16 protein-coding genes are annotated in these 16,892 nt (G+C 53.0%); 6 read left to right on the forward strand and 10 right to left on the reverse strand.

Going from position 1 to position 16,892, the window contains the following annotated elements:
• Window positions 1-98: 98 nt before the first annotated feature.
• The gene (gene yciA, locus ACWPW2_RS10300; protein ID WP_023478754.1) at window positions 99-500 is read left to right on the forward strand and encodes an acyl-CoA thioester hydrolase YciA; all 402 of its coding nucleotides are present in this window, start codon (window positions 99-101) and stop codon (window positions 498-500) included.
• A gap of 29 nt (window positions 501-529) precedes the next feature.
• On the opposite strand, the gene tonB is transcribed toward yciA, so the two are convergent.
• Window positions 530-1,267, reverse strand: a complete 738-nt coding sequence (gene tonB / locus ACWPW2_RS10305) for a TonB system transport protein TonB (RefSeq protein ID WP_454123632.1) — start codon at window positions 1,265-1,267, stop codon at window positions 530-532.
• A gap of 220 nt (window positions 1,268-1,487) precedes the next feature.
• Between tonB and ACWPW2_RS10310 the strand changes: the two genes are divergently transcribed.
• Entirely contained in the window at window positions 1,488-1,784 is a 297-nt protein-coding gene (locus ACWPW2_RS10310) for a YciI family protein (RefSeq protein WP_023478925.1), read from the forward strand.
• A 39-nt stretch (window positions 1,785-1,823) separates the two neighbouring features.
• Here ACWPW2_RS10310 and ACWPW2_RS10315 read toward each other — a convergent pair whose 3' ends face one another.
• Window positions 1,824-2,444 carry a LysE family translocator gene (locus ACWPW2_RS10315; RefSeq protein WP_454122839.1) on the reverse strand — a complete coding sequence of 207 codons (621 nt, stop codon included), beginning with the start codon at window positions 2,442-2,444 and terminating at the stop codon, window positions 1,824-1,826.
• Window positions 2,445-2,506: 62 nt separating this feature from the next.
• Entirely contained in the window at window positions 2,507-2,680 is a 174-nt protein-coding gene (locus tag ACWPW2_RS10320) for a YciY family protein (protein ID WP_023478828.1), read from the reverse strand.
• A gap of 140 nt (window positions 2,681-2,820) precedes the next feature.
• On the opposite strand from ACWPW2_RS10320, the gene cls reads away from it, so the two are divergent.
• Both cls and ACWPW2_RS10330 read left to right on the forward strand, forming a co-directional pair.
• Window positions 2,821-4,281, forward strand: a complete 1,461-nt coding sequence (gene cls / locus ACWPW2_RS10325) for a cardiolipin synthase (protein WP_023478590.1) — start codon at window positions 2,821-2,823, stop codon at window positions 4,279-4,281.
• A 31-nt stretch (window positions 4,282-4,312) separates the two neighbouring features.
• Window positions 4,313-4,642 (forward strand): HI1450 family dsDNA-mimic protein, encoded by a 330-nt coding sequence (locus tag ACWPW2_RS10330; protein ID WP_023478694.1) that lies wholly within the window; start codon window positions 4,313-4,315, stop codon window positions 4,640-4,642.
• Between the two features lie 53 nt (window positions 4,643-4,695).
• Here ACWPW2_RS10330 and oppF read toward each other — a convergent pair whose 3' ends face one another.
• The 6 genes from oppF to ACWPW2_RS10360 form a co-directional block, all read right to left on the reverse strand.
• Window positions 4,696-5,700: a murein tripeptide/oligopeptide ABC transporter ATP-binding protein OppF gene (gene oppF / locus ACWPW2_RS10335; protein ID WP_023478603.1), complete on the reverse strand. Its 1,005-nt coding sequence runs from the start codon at window positions 5,698-5,700 to the stop codon at window positions 4,696-4,698.
• Window positions 5,697-6,710 carry an ABC transporter ATP-binding protein gene (gene oppD, locus ACWPW2_RS10340; RefSeq protein ID WP_094419774.1) on the reverse strand — a complete coding sequence of 338 codons (1,014 nt, stop codon included), beginning with the start codon at window positions 6,708-6,710 and terminating at the stop codon, window positions 5,697-5,699. Before oppD ends, oppF begins: the two co-directional genes overlap by 4 nt.
• A gap of 11 nt (window positions 6,711-6,721) precedes the next feature.
• Complete coding sequence (gene oppC / locus ACWPW2_RS10345; RefSeq protein ID WP_023478831.1) at window positions 6,722-7,630, reverse strand: oligopeptide ABC transporter permease OppC; 909 nt, start codon at window positions 7,628-7,630, stop codon at window positions 6,722-6,724.
• 14 nt (window positions 7,631-7,644) lie between these two features.
• A complete protein-coding gene (gene oppB / locus ACWPW2_RS10350; protein WP_023478736.1) occupies window positions 7,645-8,565 on the reverse strand; it encodes an oligopeptide ABC transporter permease OppB in 921 nt (306 codons plus the stop codon).
• 135 nt (window positions 8,566-8,700) lie between these two features.
• Window positions 8,701-10,332, reverse strand: a complete 1,632-nt coding sequence (oppA, locus tag ACWPW2_RS10355) for an oligopeptide ABC transporter substrate-binding protein OppA (protein WP_076769933.1) — start codon at window positions 10,330-10,332, stop codon at window positions 8,701-8,703.
• Between the two features lie 817 nt (window positions 10,333-11,149).
• Window positions 11,150-11,797 (reverse strand): YchE family NAAT transporter, encoded by a 648-nt coding sequence (locus tag ACWPW2_RS10360; RefSeq protein ID WP_034812181.1) that lies wholly within the window; start codon window positions 11,795-11,797, stop codon window positions 11,150-11,152.
• 478 nt (window positions 11,798-12,275) lie between these two features.
• Between ACWPW2_RS10360 and adhE the strand changes: the two genes are divergently transcribed.
• Window positions 12,276-14,957, forward strand: coding sequence for a bifunctional acetaldehyde-CoA/alcohol dehydrogenase (adhE, locus tag ACWPW2_RS10365; protein WP_270221003.1), 2,682 nt, complete (start codon window positions 12,276-12,278; stop codon window positions 14,955-14,957).
• 90 nt (window positions 14,958-15,047) lie between these two features.
• On the opposite strand, the gene tdk is transcribed toward adhE, so the two are convergent.
• Window positions 15,048-15,662, reverse strand: coding sequence for a thymidine kinase (gene tdk / locus ACWPW2_RS10370; RefSeq protein ID WP_034812184.1), 615 nt, complete (start codon window positions 15,660-15,662; stop codon window positions 15,048-15,050).
• A 546-nt stretch (window positions 15,663-16,208) separates the two neighbouring features.
• On the opposite strand from tdk, the gene hns reads away from it, so the two are divergent.
• Complete coding sequence (hns, locus tag ACWPW2_RS10375; protein WP_023478663.1) at window positions 16,209-16,619, forward strand: histone-like nucleoid-structuring protein H-NS; 411 nt, start codon at window positions 16,209-16,211, stop codon at window positions 16,617-16,619.
• Window positions 16,620-16,892 lie beyond the last annotated feature (273 nt).

Raw genomic sequence — 16,892 nt, forward strand, 5'->3', positions numbered from 1 at the left:
GCAGAAAGCCAGGCGCAATGCCTGGCTTTTTTCTTTCCGAACCTCCCGCATTCGTAGTAGCATCCCGCCAGAAATCCCTCATCACAGAAGAGATAATAATGACAACGCCTTCAACTGCGCCTCAGGGCGAACTTGTACTACGCACACTCGCAATGCCCGCCGATACTAACGCTAACGGCGATATTTTTGGCGGCTGGTTAATGTCGCAAATGGATATGGGCGGTGCCATTCAGGCGAAAGAGATCGCCCACGGGCGCGTGGTAACCGTGCGGGTAGACGGCATGACCTTCCTGCGCCCGGTCGCGGTGGGTGATGTGGTCTGCTGCTACGCCCGCTGCGTCAAACGCGGCAATACCTCGATCACGATTAACGTCGAAGTGTGGGTGAAAAAAGTGATGTCTGAACCGATTGGTCAGCGCTATAAAGCCACCGAAGCGCTGTTTATCTATGTCGCGGTGGACAATGAGGGCAAACCTCGGCCGTTGCCCGAACTGCCATAAAAAAAGCCTCCGCAGGGAGGCTTTTTTTCTTACTCCATCGAGGTGCTGCCGTCGAGGCGGAAGACCACGTTGACGATCAGCCCCGAGCCGGGCTTACCGGCCTCATAGCGCCATTTGCGCATTGCGGCTTTTACTTCACGCTCAAACATATTCGCTGGCTGCGCCGAGAGGATCTGCACATTCTCAACGCGGCCATCGGCCGTAACGTCAAATTTCACTCTTACGCGCCCTTCTATACGCAACGCCTGCGCGCGCGGCGGATATTGCGGCTGGTTGCGGCTCAGTGCGCGCGGGCCTGCCGGAACAGACGGTGCCGGTTTTGTCGCGGTCGAAGTCGTGGTGCTTGCCGCCGGACGTGACGGAGCGCTGTTCTCAAACGGATTCGCCTGCTGCGGCTCAACCGGCTTGCTTTCACGCTTCGGCTGCTCCACTTTTTTCACCGGCTTCGGTTTAGGCTTCGGCTTGGGTTTTGGCTTTGGCTTTGGCTTCTCAATCACCACCGGTGCCTCTTTAGGCGGCTCGGGGATCGGCTCTGGCTCAACAACCGGTTCTGGTTCCGGCTCGACAACCGGCTGCGGCGGTGCCGGGGCGGGAGCAGGCTCCAGCTCCGCAGGCGACACCATGGTGACAGAGATAGGCTGCGCGGGCGCGGGCAGTTCAACAACCTGATGTACCGAGGTATAAAGCAGACCCGCCACAACAGCACCGTGAATGGCGACGGAGAGCAGCGTCGGCCAGGGAAAGCGGCGAGGTAAATCCAGGGTCATTGAAGTCATAATCATGTCAGTTAAAAAACCAGGGCTCGATTTTAAATGCAAATAGCAATCATATTCAACAAGCCAGCCTGGTGCAGATCAAATTTATCGCTGCTACGGGTAAAAAAGCCCCGTTAATTGGCAGGATCTCCTGCCGGTTGCAATCTTTGCATTGCAGTCAATCCACCTTTCACTTACGTTATGCCTTTCTGAAAAGACAGGAGCTTGCTCTGTGTTATACGTTATTTTTGCTGAAGATATTGCCGATTCTCTGGAAAAACGCCTCTCCGTACGCCCGGCCCACCTCGCACGCCTGCAACTGCTGCGCGATGAAGGCCGTCTGTTAACCGCAGGCCCACTGCCGGCAGTCGACAGTAACGATCCCGGTGTTGCAGGTTTTAGCGGCTCCACGGTGATTGCTGAGTTTGAATCGCTGGAAGCGGCGAAATCCTGGGCGGAAGCCGATCCCTACGTGGCGGCGGGCGTCTATCAGACTGTGACGGTTAAACCGTACAAGAAAGTTTTTTAAGTCAGTACGGGGCAATGCACTCCATTGCCCCGCATGGCTTCAACGCTTGCTTAATGCTAAACGGGTAGCAAAAAGCAGGAATACGATACCCGTACAGCGATCCATCCAGCGGATGACGCGCGGCTTACGCAGGAAGGTTGCCAGCGGCCGGGTCGCCGAAATCAATGCCGTTGACCAGCATGTGCCAATCAGCACATGAATCATCACCAGGCCAAATGTCCAGGCAATAAGCGGTTGCCCGTGAGGGATAAACTGCGGCAGAAACGAAACGTAAAAAATCCCTATCTTCGGATTAAGTACATTGCCGAACATCCCTTTGATAAACCAGTTCTGCGAAGGGTTCTCAACGCTATTGATACCGCTCAATGCCCCGCGCGGACGCAGCAACATAGTTAACCCCAACCAGCATAAGTACGCGGCACCGCAATATTTGAGGACGTTATATGCCAGTTCTGAAACGGCAATTAGCGCCCCAAGTCCGAATGCCACCATTGCACCCCAGATCAGGCAGCCGGCATTAATCCCCATCTGCGCCTGAAAAGCCTGTTTACGCCCTTCTACCGTGGCTGTGCGCAAGATCAACGCGGTATCAAGACCCGGCGTGAGCGTTAAGAGCGTAGCGGCGAAGGTAAACGCCATAAGGCTGTCGATCGGTGACATCGTCTTTCTCCTTAAACTAAGGGGCTATAAACGACCGCGGGCACCTTTTCGGTGCCCGGGATTCAGATATCGTAGATGGCAAACAGCAGCACATTACGATGGCGGTTAACGCCGCATTTCCTGATGCTGTGGATTCGCATATTACGGCGGGACTGCGCTTCCAGCCAGCGCGCTTTCCGGCGGCCAACCTGACGCAGCATACGCCAGCGCCCCACTTCCGTTCGACTACGCTTCATTGTTACAACTCTATACACAAGAGAAGCCGCCATTATAGTCCGTCGCCTCTTTCAGGCCAGCGCTTTTCGGCGTTTTTATTTGCCAGATGAATTCGTATGCGTAAACTCAACCAATACAGATTGTAAAAGGATTTTTGTCGATGTCCGCGTTTTACACCGTAATGAGTTGGCTCATTGTTGTTGGTTACTGGTTGCTTATTGCTGGTGTTACGCTGCGTATTCTGATGAAGCGCCGGGCGGTCACGTCGGCCATGGCATGGTTGCTTGTCATCTATATCCTGCCGCTGGTGGGCATTATCGCTTACCTCTCGCTGGGCGAACTGCATCTCGGTAAGCGGCGCGCGGAGCGTGCGCGGGCGATGTGGCCCTCCACTGCCAAGTGGCTCAGCGATCTTAAACACTTCAACCATATCTTCGCCACCGAGAACAGCAGCGTTGCCTCCTCGCTGTTTAAGCTGTGCGAGCGCCGCCAGGGTATCGCCGGGGTCAAAGGTAATCAGTTGCAACTGCTGACCTCCTCAGATGACGTGATGCAGGCGCTGATCCGCGATATCCAGCTCGCCCGCCACAATATCGAGATGGTTTTCTATATCTGGCAGCCCGGCGGTATGGCCGATCAGGTGGCAGAGTCGCTGATGGCGGCAGCGCGGCGCGGCGTGCACTGTCGTCTGCTGCTGGACTCAGCAGGCAGCGTCACCTTCTTCCGCAGCCCGTGGGCGGGAATGATGCGCAATGCGGGCATTGATGTCGTCGAAGCGCTGAAGGTCAATCTGATGCGTGTCTTTCTGCGGCGTATGGATCTGCGCCAGCACCGCAAAATCGTACTCATCGATAACTATATTGCCTACACCGGCAGCATGAACATGGTCGATCCGCGCTACTTTAAACAGGACTCCGGCGTCGGTCAGTGGGTCGATCTGATGGCACGCATGGAGGGCCCCATCGCCACGGCAATGGGTATCGTCTACTCCTGCGACTGGGAGATTGAGACCGGCAAGCGCATTCTGCCGCCGCCGCCCGATGCCAATATCATGCCGTTTGAAGAGGCCAGCGGGCACACTATTCACACCATTGCATCTGGCCCGGGCTTCCCGGAGGATTTGATCCACCAGGCGCTGCTGACGGCGGTGTATGCGTCGCGTGAATATTTGATCATGACCACCCCCTATTTTGTCCCCAGCGACGATCTGCTGCATGCGATCTGTACCGCCGCGCAGCGTGGAGTGGATGTGAGCATTATTCTGCCGCGCAAAAATGATTCCGTGCTGGTCGGCTGGGCCAGCCGCGCATTCTTTACCGAGCTGTTGGCCGCCGGGGTGAAAATTTACCAGTTTGAAGGCGGATTGCTGCATACCAAGAGCGTGCTGGTCGACGGCGAGCTAAGCCTGGTCGGCACAGTGAACCTCGATATGCGTAGCCTGTGGCTCAACTTTGAGATTACGCTGGTAATTGACGATGCGGGATTTGGCGGCGATCTGGCGGCGGTGCAGGATGATTACATCTCCCGCTCGCGCTTACTGGATGCGCGCTTATGGGTAAAACGCCCCTTCTGGCACCGCATTGCTGAACGACTGTTTTACTTCTTTAGTCCGTTGCTGTAAAACGTGCCCAACAGACGTGATGAGGTAATTTATGGAAATGGACCTGAATAACCGCCTGACGGAAGATGAAACGCTTGAGCAAGCGTACGACATCTTCCTGGAACTGGCGGCGGACAACCTGGATCCGGCGGACATCATTCTTTTCAACCTGCAGTTTGAAGAGCGTGGCGGTGCAGAACTGTTCGATCCCGGCGAGGACTGGCAGGAGCATGTGGATTTCGATTTAAACCCCGATTTCTTTGCTGAGGTGGTCATTGGCCTGGCGGAGACGGACGGCGGTGAGCTGAATGATATCTTTGCGCGCGTGCTGCTGTGCCGTGAGAAAGACCATAAGCTGTGCCATATTCTCTGGCGCGAATAAACGCTGGAAAGAAAAAGGGCTGACATGTTGTCAGCCCTTTTTTTATGCCTCGCTTAAAGCGGATCGACCTTCAAACAGGAGACCGCGTGGCGGAAGCTGCCCTCCAGCACCGGCCGGGTTTTCGCACACTCCGGCCCGGCAATCGGGCACCGGGTGCGGAAGACGCAGCCGGATGGAGGGTTGATCGGCGATGGCAGATCCCCCTCCAGCAGCTGAATGGTTTTGTTCTTCTCGACATCCGGATCGGGCACCGGCACCGCCGACATCAGAGCTTTGGTGTAAGGGTGCAGCGGATTCTGGTACACCTCATCATAGGTGCCCAGCTCTACCGCATGGCCCAGGTACATCACCAGCACGCGATCGGAGATATGCTTCACCACCGCCAGATCGTGGGCAATAAAGATCAGCGACAGCCCCATTTCACGCTGTAGCTGTTGCAGCAGGTTGACCACCTGTGCCTGAATCGACACGTCGAGCGCGGAGACCGGCTCGTCGCAGATAATCAGCTTCGGCTCAAGGATAAGCGCACGTGCGATGCCGATACGCTGGCATTGACCGCCGGAGAACTCATGAGGATAGCGGTTGATCAGGTTGGGCAGCAGGCCCACCTTCATCATCATCGCTTTGACGCGGTCTTTCACTTCCTGGCGCGGCATCTTCGGATGGTAGGTGCGCAGCGGCTCGGCGATGATTTCACCGATAGTCATACGCGGGTTCAGCGAGGCCAGCGGATCCTGGAAAATCATCTGGATATCGCTGCGCACGGCGCGCCACTCATCCGGCTTCATGCCCAGCAGATCGCGACCCAGCCAGGCGACTTTCCCGTCGGTCGCTTTCACAAGGCCGATAATCGCGCGCGCGAAGGTGGATTTGCCGCAGCCGGATTCACCGACCACGCCAAGGGTCTCACCTTCATAGAGGCGCAGCGTCACGCCATCAACCGCTTTCAGGGTTTTCGGCGGCTGCCAGAACCACTGTCTGCCATCTTTAATATCGAAATGTACCTTCAGATCGGCGATTTCGAGCAGCACTTTTCTCTCTTCGGTTACGGCGTTCATACTAACTCCTCCACCGGCTTAAAGCAGGCGCGCAGACGGCCCGGCGCGAACTCTTCCAGCGGCGGCGCGTTATTACAGATCTCCATCGCGTGCGGACAGCGCGGCTGGAACGGGCAGCCTTTCGGCAGACGCAGCAGGTTTGGCGGGTTGCCCGGAATGGTCAGCATCGCTTCGCCATCGGCATCCAGACGCGGCACCGCATGCAGCAGGCCGATAGAGTACGGGTGGGATGGCTGATAGAAGACATCGCGCGCTTTGCCATACTCCATGGTTCGACCGGCATACATCACCAGCACTTTATCGCAGATGCCCGCCACCACGCCGAGGTCATGGGTGATCATGATAATTGCGGTGTTGAATTCGCGTTTCAGCTCGTTAAGCAATGTCATAATCTGCGCCTGCACGGTAACGTCCAGCGCGGTTGTCGGTTCGTCGGCAATCAGCAGCTTTGGCCTGCACATCAGCGCCATGGCGATCATCACGCGCTGGCGCATCCCGCCGGAGAACTCGTGCGGGTACATGCGCATGCGCTTACGCGCTTCCGGCATTTTGACCGCGTCGAGCATTTTCACTGACTCTTCAAACGCTTCGGCTTTGTTCATGCCTTTGTGCAGCATCAACACTTCCATCAGCTGTTCGCCGACGCGCATATAGGGGTTCAGCGAAGTCATCGGGTCCTGGAAAATCATTGAGATCTGCTCGGCGCGCAGTTTGTTCAGCGCATGTTCCGGCAGGTTCAGGATCTCTTTGCCGTTGAACAGCGCCGAGCCACCAATACGCCCGTTGGAAGCCAGCAGCCCCATCAGCGCAAAGGCGGTCTGGGATTTACCGGAGCCCGATTCGCCCACGATACCCAGCGTCTCGCCTGCGCGCAGGGAGAAGTTCAGGTCGTTGACCGCGGTGACATCGCCATCCGGCGTGCCAAAGGTTACGCGGAGATCTTTCACATCCAGCAGGAGGTCCGTTTGCTGCCGCGTCGTTGACGCTACTACGGTTTCAGTCATGCTCATAACGGCACTCCTTAACGATCTTTCGGGTCGAGGGCATCACGCAGGCCATCGCCGATAAAGTTGAAACAGAACAGGGTGATCACAAGGAAACCCGCCGGGAAGAGCAGCAACCAGGGAGAAACCTCCATTGAGTTTGCGCCATCGCTTAACAGCGCGCCCCAGCTGCTGAGCGGCTCCTGCGTACCGAGGCCGAGGAAGCTCAGGAAGGATTCGAACAGGATCATGCTCGGCACCAGCAGCGAGGCATACACCACCACCACGCCAAGCACGTTCGGCACGATATGGCGCATTACGATATTGGCGGTAGAGACCCCGCCCACCTGCGCCGCTTCGATAAACTCTTTACGCTTCAGGCTCAGGGTCTGGCCACGCACAATACGCGCCATATCGAGCCAGGAGACCATGCCGATAGCCACGAAGATCAGCAGGATGTTCTGCCCGAAAAAGGTGACCAGCAGGATAACGAAGAACATAAACGGGAAGGAGTTGAGGATCTCCAGCAGACGCATCATCACCGAGTCGGTTTTGCCGCCCAGGTAACCGGAGAGCGAACCGTAGAGCGTGCCGAGAACCACTGCCACCAGCGCGGCGGCGATGCCGACCATCAGCGAGATACGCCCGCCGATAGCCACGCGCACCAGCAGATCGCGCCCGGAGGAGTCGGTACCGAAGTAGTGCCCTGACTCCATATCCGGCGCGTTAGACATCATCGCCCAGTCGGTATCAAAGTAGCTGAACTGCGACAGCATCGGTGCCAGCGTCACGAATAGCGCAATCAGCACCAGTACAAACAGGCTGGCGACCGCCGCGCGGTTGTGCATAAAGCGGCGACGCGCATCCTGCCAAAGGCTACGCCCTTCGACTTCGAGTTTCTCACTGAAGTTTTCCAGCGCCTCGCTGTTTTTCTTACTTAACATCATGGCGAACTCCAGTCTCAATAACGAATTTTCGGATCGATGATGGCGTAGAGCACATCAACAATCGCGTTGAAGGTGATGGTCAGCGCGCCGACCAGAATGGTCAGGCTCAGCACCAGCGAGTAGTCGCGGTTAAGCGCGCCGTTCACAAACAGTTGGCCGATGCCCGGCAAGCCATAAATCGTTTCGATAACCATGGAGCCAGTAATGATGCCGACAAAAGCCGGGCCCATATAGGAGAGCACGGGCAGCAGCGCCGGTTTCAGCGCGTGACGGAAGATGATGCGGCGCATCGGCAGCCCTTTCGCGCGCGCGGTGCGGATAAAGTTGGAGTGCAGCACTTCAATCATCGAACCACGGGTGATACGCGCGATGCTGGCGATATAGGCGAGCGAAAGCGCGACCATCGGCAGGATCATAAATTTAGGTGCCCCGCCATTCCAGCCGCCGGCCGGTAGCCATTGCAGCATAATGGCAAATATCATCACCAACAGAGGAGCGACAACGAAGCTGGGTATCACGACCCCGGTCATGGCTAACCCCATTACCGTGTAGTCCCATTTGGTGTTCTGGTTCAAGGCGGCAATAACGCCTGCCGTCACGCCGAACACAATCGCGAGGATAAACGCCGCGGCGCCCAATTTGGCGGAAACCGGGAAGCTCGCTGCCACCAGGTCATTCACGGTGTAATCTTTGTATTTGAACGACGGACCAAAATCCAGATGCGCCAGCTGTTTCAGGTAGCTGAAATACTGGGTGGTGATGGGATCGTTCAAATGGTATTTCGCCTCGATATTGGCCATGACTTCCGGCGCAAGCGCACGTTCACCGGTGAAAGGACTTCCCGGTGCAAGACGCATCATAAAGAACGAAATGGTAATCAGAATAAAGAGTGTTGGAATCGCTTCAAGAAAGCGACGCAGGATAAATTTCAACATTGCCCGTACCTTCTGGCCTGTGCCTTTTACACATTCTCTTTCAGACGACCCAGGTGCCGTCTGCGACCGATGTGTGTTCTGGTGCGATAAAAATAAGACACTGTGAGGCAGGTTGCCCTGCCCCACTCATTGCCATTAATGCTTGATAATATACAAGTTTTTCACGTAGATATTATCTAACGGGTCTTTACCGGTGTAGCCACCCACCCACGGTTTCACCAGACGGGCGTTCACGTAGTAGTAGACCGGAACGATGGCGGAGTCTTTATCAAGCTGCTGTTCAGCTTTGGAGTAAAGCTCAGCGCGCTGCGCTTCGTCGGTCACTTTCAGCGTGTCGCCAATCAGCTTGTCAAACGCCGGGCTCTTATAGTGCGCGGTGTTGTTCGAGCTGTCTGAAAGCATGGTGTTCAGGAAGGAGGTCGGCTCATTGTAATCCGCGCACCAGCCGGCACGTGCCACGTCAAAGGTGCCCTGATGACGCGTATCGAGGAAGGTTTTCCACTCCTGGTTCTCCAGCTTGACGTTGGCACCGAGGTTTTTCTTCCAGATCGAGGCAACGGCAATCGCCAGTTTTTTGTGCAGATCGGAGGTGTTATACAGCAGGCTGAAGCTCAGCGGTTTATCGGCTGTGTAACCCGCTTCGGCGAGCAGTTTCTTCGCTTCGGCGTTACGCTGCTCCTGGGTCATTTTGAACCAGGCCGGTTCGGTCAGTTTTGCACCGTCGGTGTATGGCGGAGTGTAGCTGTAAGCAGGCAGATCACCCTGGTTTTTCACTTTATTAACGATGATATCGCGGTCCAGCGCCAGTTTAAGGGCGGTACGCACGCGAACGTCAGTGAACGGCGCTTTCTGGTTGTTGATCTCGTAGTAATAAGTACATAGGTACGGATCGACGTGAACTTCTTTCGGGATCTCTTTTTTCAGTTTCTGGAACAGTTCAATCGGCATGTTGTTATAGGTCATGTCGATTTCGCCGCTGCGGTAGCGGTTAACATCCGTCACTTCTGCGGAGATTGGCAGGTAGGTCACCTGAGTAATAACGGTTTTGTCGTTATCCCAGTAATTAGTGTTGCGCTCAAGAACGATACGTTCGTTGACCACCCAATCTTTCAGCTTGTAAGCGCCGTTGGTAACGATATTTGCAGGCTGGGTCCACTTATCGCCAAATTTTTCAATCGCGGCTTTTGGCACAGCGGAAACGGACGGGTGAACCAGCAGTTTATAGAAATAGGGAACTGGCTCGCTCAGCGTGACTTCGAAGGTATTATCATCGATCGCTTTTACGCCCAGTTCGCTGGTCGGTTTTTTACCGGCGATCACGTCGTCGATATTGGCGATGTGGCCATATTGCAGATAGCTGGCGTACGGAGAAGCGGTTTTCGGGTCGGCCAGGCGCTGCCAGCTATAAACGAAGTCATGGGCGGTAACCGGGGTGCCGTCTGACCATTTGGCGTTTTTACGCAGATGGAATGTCCAGACTTTAAAATCTTTGTTTTCCCATTTTTCAGCAACACCGGCAGTCGGGTGGCCTTCAACATCGGAAATAAGCAGACCTTCAAACAGGTCACGGCTAACGTTTGATTCCGGAACGCCCTCGATTTTATGCGGATCGAGAGATTGCACTTCAGCACCGTTATTACGCACCAGCGTCTGTTTTTCCGCCAGTTGAACGCCAGCCGGAACGTCGGCCGCGAAGGCGGCGTTACCGGAAATAAGCGCTGCTAAAATACCCGCTGCAACTACGCTTTTCTTTGTGATGATGGACATTGTGTTGTGACTCCAATCATTATAATTACCGACATTTATGCCAGCTGTATCATCCCCTGTTCGGGGGCCTGAATAGCGCAGGAGCTTTTGGCGCTTTCAGACATCTTTTTTTACTTCTGCTATCACCGACTTTTTTATTACGGATCGCTCGAACGGCAATCTCGCGTCGATTCATTAACGCGCCTCCCCTGTCGAGCCGCGTTGTATTCATGCTATTTATTTTCTAATTGAAAACGATTCTCAACAAATCGCTTTACGCTGTAAATTATGAGGCTGGTAAAGACATTCGCCGGAAAATAACAAATGCCCGAGACCGCCGCCAATACATTTTGCAAATTTGTTAACCATTTCTCTTTTACGGCGTAGCGACAGCCGCAGCGAGATGACGACTGCGTCTCCCTGTTGGTTTTTTCTTATGAATTATCAATCAGATAAAGAAGCATCACCGCCTTGTGATGCTTGTTGGCTGCCTTGGCAGAGATTTGCACAAAAAATCAACAATTGACTACTTTTTAGCACATTACTCTGCGAGGAGATTGAAAGTACTAATATCATTTCGATAATGACTCGGCAAGCCCAATAGTATGATGTGAGAGAAATAACAGATTTAATTGCTCAAAATGCAGACATCAATGATTCATGAAACTTATAATTCTATGATAGAAAACAGCTTTTCTGATTATTGTAATTTGTTATGCCTGCCGCCCTTCTGCTGATTCTTCATATCTTTTGCTAATTATGCGAGCAGGCTTACATTCGAAAGCGCGATGTTCTCGCGCTCAGGAAAAAATAAAACCTATATAAATGAAAGAATGAATCAATTCAGCAGGCCGGGGAAAAGCGACCTCGCGCCGGCAACAATAAACTCAATGCCTAACGCCATCAGCAGCAGCCCCATAATACGCGTAATGACGTTAATGCCGGTTTGCCTGAGCAGGCGCACCAGCCAGGGCGCAATGCGGAACAGTCCCCATGAGCAGAGCGCGAACAGCGCAATCGCCACTGAGAAGCCAATCAGGTGTGCAAGCGTGTGGTAGCGCGTCCCCCAGACGATGGTGGAACTGATTGCCCCCGGCCCTGCCATTAATGGCAACGCTAACGGCACCACGCCCACGCTTTCGCGAATAGCGGTTTCCGATTTCTCCTGCTTGTTCTGTTTATCCTCCCCCAGCTTGCCGCTGATCATCGACATCGCGATGGTAACGACCAGAATGCCGCCGGCAATGCGGAAAGAGTCAATCGAGATACCGAACAGTTGAAGAATGGTGTCGCCCAGAAAGAGTGACGTCCAGAGAATGATAGCGACTGAGACATTCGCGGTAAGGTTGGTTTTATTGCGGGCGTCGGCCATTTGATAGCTGGTCATACTAATAAAAACCGGGATGATGCCAACCGGGTTCACCAGCGCAAAGAGACCGACGAAAAATTTAAAATAGAGAGGAATATCAAACCCAAAGTGATCCACAGCAAGCTCCGCGTTATCGCCAGTACCTTAGAAACAATAGCGTGACAGGAAAATCCATGCAGAAGATACGCGATTTTTTTCTGGAGTCCATCAGTTCATTCACCAATAACCCTGATAAAACAGGGTGTTATTGAGTTGAGCTAGATGTGAAAAATCCGAGCCACCTTCTGCGGCGAACCGTTAACAATTGATACAACTCACTGAAAATGAGCTAGCTGAAAGGTGTCAGCTTCGTTAAAACTTGATATGGATCACGCATTAATTACTCAGAAGTGGGTAATCTTGATGCCACGAATAGAGAGCAGAAATGTCAATAATTGCTCCCGGTTCGTTAAGGCTCTTTTAGTAAACCAGCGGCATATTAACCATCTAACTTGTTGTCTTGTCAGGCTTTACACAACTTAGAGTGAGGCTGACTATACTGACAGTTTGCGCAGATGGTTTACTAAAAGAGTTTAAACATTATCAGGAGAGCATTATGGCTGTTACTAATGTCGCTGAACTGAACGCACTCGTTGAACGTGTGAAGAAAGCCCAGCGTGAATATGCCAACTTTACTCAAGAGCAAGTAGATAAAATCTTCCGCGCCGCCGCCCTGGCTGCCGCAGATGCTCGAATCCCCCTCGCGAAAATGGCCGTAGCTGAATCCGGCATGGGTATCATTGAAGACAAAGTGATTAAAAACCACTTTGCTTCTGAGTATATCTACAACGCGTACAAAGATGAGAAAACCTGCGGCGTGTTATCGGAAGATGATACTTTCGGCACGATTACTATTGCTGAGCCTATCGGCATTATCTGCGGTATCGTCCCGACCACTAACCCAACTTCTACTGCAATCTTTAAATCACTGATTAGCCTGAAAACCCGTAACGCAATCATCTTCTCCCCGCACCCGCGTGCAAAAGATGCCACCAATAAAGCGGCGGACATTGTGCTGCAGGCGGCAATCGCAGCAGGTGCGCCAAAAGATCTTATCGGCTGGATCGACCAACCTTCCGTCGAACTCTCTAATGCTTTAATGCATCACCCGGATATCAACCTGATCCTCGCGACCGGTGGTCCGGGCATGGTGAAAGCCGCTTACAGTTCTGGTAAACCGGCAATCGGTGTTGGCGCGGGTAACACCCCGGTTGTCATCGACGAAACCGCCGATATCAAACGTGCTGTTGCGTCTGTGCTGATGTCGAAAACCTTCGATAACGGCGTGATCTGTGCTTCTGAACAGTCTGTTGTGGTTGTTGACTCCGTATATGACGCAGTGCGCGAACGTTTCGCCAGCCACGGCGGCTACATGCTGCAGGGTCAGGAGCTGAAAGCGGTTCAGGATATCATCCTGAAAAATGGCGCACTCAACGCGGCTATCGTCGGGCAACCGGCGCACAAAATTGCTGAACTGGCGGGCTTTAGCGTACCGGCAAGCACCAAAATCCTCATCGGTGAAGTTACCGTTGTGGATGAGAGCGAGCCGTTTGCCCATGAGAAACTCTCTCCGACGCTGGCAATGTATCGCGCGAAAGATTTCGACGATGCGGTCGTGAAAGCGGAGAAACTGGTCGCCATGGGCGGTATCGGGCACACCTCCTGCCTCTACACCGACCAGGACAACCAGCCTGAGCGTGTGGCCCACTTCGGCCAGATGATGAAAACCGCGCGTATCCTTATCAACACCCCGGCTTCTCAGGGTGGTATCGGTGACCTCTACAACTTCAAACTTGCGCCTTCCCTGACTCTGGGTTGTGGTTCATGGGGTGGTAACTCCATCTCAGAAAACGTTGGTCCTAAGCACCTGATCAACAAGAAAACCGTTGCTAAGCGAGCTGAGAACATGTTGTGGCATAAACTTCCGAAATCAATCTACTTCCGCCGCGGCTCTCTGCCTATTGCGCTGGATGAAGTGATTACTGATGGTCACAAACGCGCCATGATCGTGACCGACCGTTTCCTCTTTAACAACGGTTATGCTGACCAGATCACCTCCGTGCTGAAGGCTGCGGGCGTGGAAACTGAAGTGTTCTTCGAGGTGGAAGCCGATCCGACACTGACCGTGGTGCGTAAAGGCGCTGAACTGGCGAACTCCTTTAAGCCGGACGTGATTATCGCCCTCGGCGGCGGTTCCCCGATGGATGCCGCGAAAATCATGTGGGTGATGTATGAACATCCGGAAACTCACTTCGAAGAGCTGGCGCTGCGCTTTATGGATATCCGTAAACGTATCTACAAGTTCCCGAAAATGGGCGTCAAAGCGAAAATGATCGCTGTGACCACCACCTCCGGTACCGGTTCTGAAGTCACGCCGTTTGCGGTGGTTACCGATGATGCCACCGGCCAGAAATACCCGCTGGCGGATTACGCCCTCACCCCGGATATGGCGGTGGTTGACGCCAACCTGGTGATGGATATGCCGAAATCCCTCTGCGCCTTTGGTGGTCTGGATGCGGTAACCCACGCGCTGGAAGCGTACGTCTCTGTACTGGCTTCTGAGTTCTCCGACGGTCAGGCGTTACAGGCACTTAAACTGCTGAAAGAGAACCTGCCGGCCTCTTATAACGAAGGGTCGAAAAACCCGGTTGCCCGTGAGCGTGTCCACAGTGCCGCAACCATCGCTGGTATCGCGTTTGCTAACGCCTTCCTCGGCGTGTGTCACTCCATGGCGCACAAACTGGGCTCGCAGTTCCATATTCCGCACGGTCTGGCTAACGCCCTGTTGATCAGCAACGTTATCCGCTACAACGCGAATGACAACCCGACCAAACAGACCGCGTTCAGTCAGTATGACCGTCCGCAGGCACGCCGCCGTTACGCAGAGATTGCCGATCACCTGGGTCTCTCTGCACCGGGCGACCGCACCGCGGCAAAAATTGAGAAGCTGCTGGCCTGGCTGGAGAGCCTGAAAGCGGAACTGGGTATTCCGAAATCAATTCGCGAAGCTGGCGTGCAGGAAGCGGACTTCCTGGCCAACGTCGACAAACTTTCTGAAGATGCGTTTGACGACCAGTGCACCGGCGCGAACCCGCGTTACCCGCTGATCGCAGAGCTGAAGCAGATCCTACTGGATACCTTCTACGGTCGCGAATATAAAGAGGGTGAAGCCGCTGCCGCGCCAAAAGTGGAAGCTGCACCGGTTAAAGCTGACAAAAAAGCCAAGAAACCCGCTTAATGATATAGCGTCATAAAAAAACCCGCTTCGGCGGGTTTTTTATTTTCTGCTTATCAGAAGGTATTTACTCGGGTACCGACAGTGCAATCACTACCCTCTTACCCGCGCCTGTATTGTCGCAAGAGAGCCTTCGGACAGCGCTTCCTTATAATGTTTACGGCAAACGGAGACGTAGCGTTCATTGCCGCCAATAACAACCTGCTCGCCTTTATTATCAGGACGCCCCTCGTGATCGAGTCGCAACACCATGCTTGCCTTGCGTCCGCAAAAACAGACGGTTTTAAGCTCAACTAATTTATCTGACCACGCCAGCAAATACTGGCTTCCGCCAAAGAGTTCACCGCGAAAATCTGTTCTCAGCCCATAACAGAGCACGGGAATATCAAGCTCATCCACCACTTCTGAAAGAGCGTATACCTGCTCCCGCGTCAAAAACTGACATTCGTCCACCAGCACACAGTGCACGGCTTCTTCTTCGTGCTGAGCTTTAATGTCGTCAAACAGCGAGGTGTGCTGATTAAACAGACGTGCGGGCGAGGATAAACCAATCCGGGAACTGACTTTCCCTGCACCAAAGCGGTTATCAATTTCTGCGGTATAAACTACCGTTCTCATGCCTCGCTCTTGATAATTGTACGAGGACTGTAGTAATGCCGTCGATTTCCCTGCATTCATTGCTGAATAGTAGAAATAAAGCTGTGCCATTGCGCGCAAAACCCTAATCAAAGTGTGATGATCCTGCGGCGAATTGTATCATGTTTTAACGGCCGGACCTGAGCAAGCGTTGTAGCTTAGGTTAATCCTGTAGACAGATTTACGCATAAACACGCATTTTCCGATCGCAGCGGTTGTAGCTGCAAAAGAAACAGCCGTAACGAATTCAGGAAGTTAGCATACGGTCGTTATGCGATGATCCTTATCATATCATCCAGAAATTATTAATATTTTACTAAAGTAAGCGCATTTAACACGGTAATACACGCGGTTGTTATTTATCCATTATGGCTATTTCTCCTGAAGGAATAATCAAAAAATATCGCTTAACCTTTGCATATGAACGAACCTGGACTGCACGCTTATACCTGTCTGGCAGTGTGGTTGTTGATTAAAAATTTAAGATAGCGGTATTTAGAAAAGACTTAAATAAAGGGCTATTTTGAATTCCTTACATTCGCGGCTATTGCACTGCTGAATTTAACGCTCTATTATTAGCCCAACAAACCACCCCAATATAAGTTTGAGATTACTACAATGAGCGAAGCCCTTAAAATTCTGAACAACATCCGTACTCTGCGCGCACAGGCAAGAGAATGCACGCTTGAAACACTGGAAGAGATGCTGGAAAAATTAGAAGTCGTGGTTAATGAGCGTCGTGAAGAAGAGAACGCTGCCGCAGCTGAAGTTGAAGAGCGTACCCGTAAACTGCAGCAGTATCGTGAAATGTTAATTGCTGATGGTATTGACCCGAATGAATTGCTGAACAGCATGGCTGCGGCTAAAACGGGTACTAAAGCAAAACGCGCTGCACGCCCGGCTAAATATAGCTACGTAGATGAAAATGGCGAAACGAAAACCTGGACCGGCCAGGGTCGTACTCCAGCCGTAATCAAAAAAGCTATCGATGAACAAGGTAAAAAGCTGGAAGACTTTCTGCTCGCTTAAGTGAGTAAACGCTTATCTGCTTTTAATATCCCGCCGCTGGCGGGATTTTTTTTGTCCGTTCTACACAATTTCTTCACAAATAGGCCGGACGATGACGATGTTTGTTTTCGCCGCTGGCTGCGCTCAAAAACCCGCCATTTTTATTACCAGCATTATAGGCTTTTTCTTATCTCCCCTTTTCACAAAGGCCTTCTGATAAACGCGCAATAAAAAAGGCCGACGATAATCAGTGCTGAGCACGATTAACGTCGACCTTATTTACTGTCTGCGCTG

It is taken from the genome of Kosakonia sp. Marseille-Q7440 (assembly GCF_965119485.1).

Bases quoted from the DNA above. Each gene is read 5' to 3' on its own strand.
- yciA (WP_023478754.1), top strand. From the start codon at position 99: ATGACAACGCCTTCAACTGCGCCTCAGGGCGAACTTGTACTACGCACA.
- tonB (WP_454123632.1), bottom strand. From the start codon at position 1,267: ATGACCCTGGATTTACCTCGCCGCTTTCCCTGGCCGACGCTGCTCTCC.
- ACWPW2_RS10315 (WP_454122839.1), bottom strand. From the start codon at position 2,444: ATGTCACCGATCGACAGCCTTATGGCGTTTACCTTCGCCGCTACGCTC.
- ACWPW2_RS10320 (WP_023478828.1), bottom strand. From the start codon at position 2,680: ATGAAGCGTAGTCGAACGGAAGTGGGGCGCTGGCGTATGCTGCGTCAG.
- cls (WP_023478590.1), top strand. From the start codon at position 2,821: ATGTCCGCGTTTTACACCGTAATGAGTTGGCTCATTGTTGTTGGTTAC.
- ACWPW2_RS10330 (WP_023478694.1), top strand. From the start codon at position 4,313: ATGGAAATGGACCTGAATAACCGCCTGACGGAAGATGAAACGCTTGAG.
- oppF (WP_023478603.1), bottom strand. From the start codon at position 5,700: ATGAACGCCGTAACCGAAGAGAGAAAAGTGCTGCTCGAAATCGCCGAT.
- oppD (WP_094419774.1), bottom strand. From the start codon at position 6,710: ATGAGCATGACTGAAACCGTAGTAGCGTCAACGACGCGGCAGCAAACG.
- oppC (WP_023478831.1), bottom strand. From the start codon at position 7,630: ATGATGTTAAGTAAGAAAAACAGCGAGGCGCTGGAAAACTTCAGTGAG.
- oppB (WP_023478736.1), bottom strand. From the start codon at position 8,565: ATGTTGAAATTTATCCTGCGTCGCTTTCTTGAAGCGATTCCAACACTC.
- oppA (WP_076769933.1), bottom strand. From the start codon at position 10,332: ATGTCCATCATCACAAAGAAAAGCGTAGTTGCAGCGGGTATTTTAGCA.
- adhE (WP_270221003.1), top strand. From the start codon at position 12,276: ATGGCTGTTACTAATGTCGCTGAACTGAACGCACTCGTTGAACGTGTG.
- tdk (WP_034812184.1), bottom strand. From the start codon at position 15,662: ATGGCACAGCTTTATTTCTACTATTCAGCAATGAATGCAGGGAAATCG.
- hns (WP_023478663.1), top strand. From the start codon at position 16,209: ATGAGCGAAGCCCTTAAAATTCTGAACAACATCCGTACTCTGCGCGCA.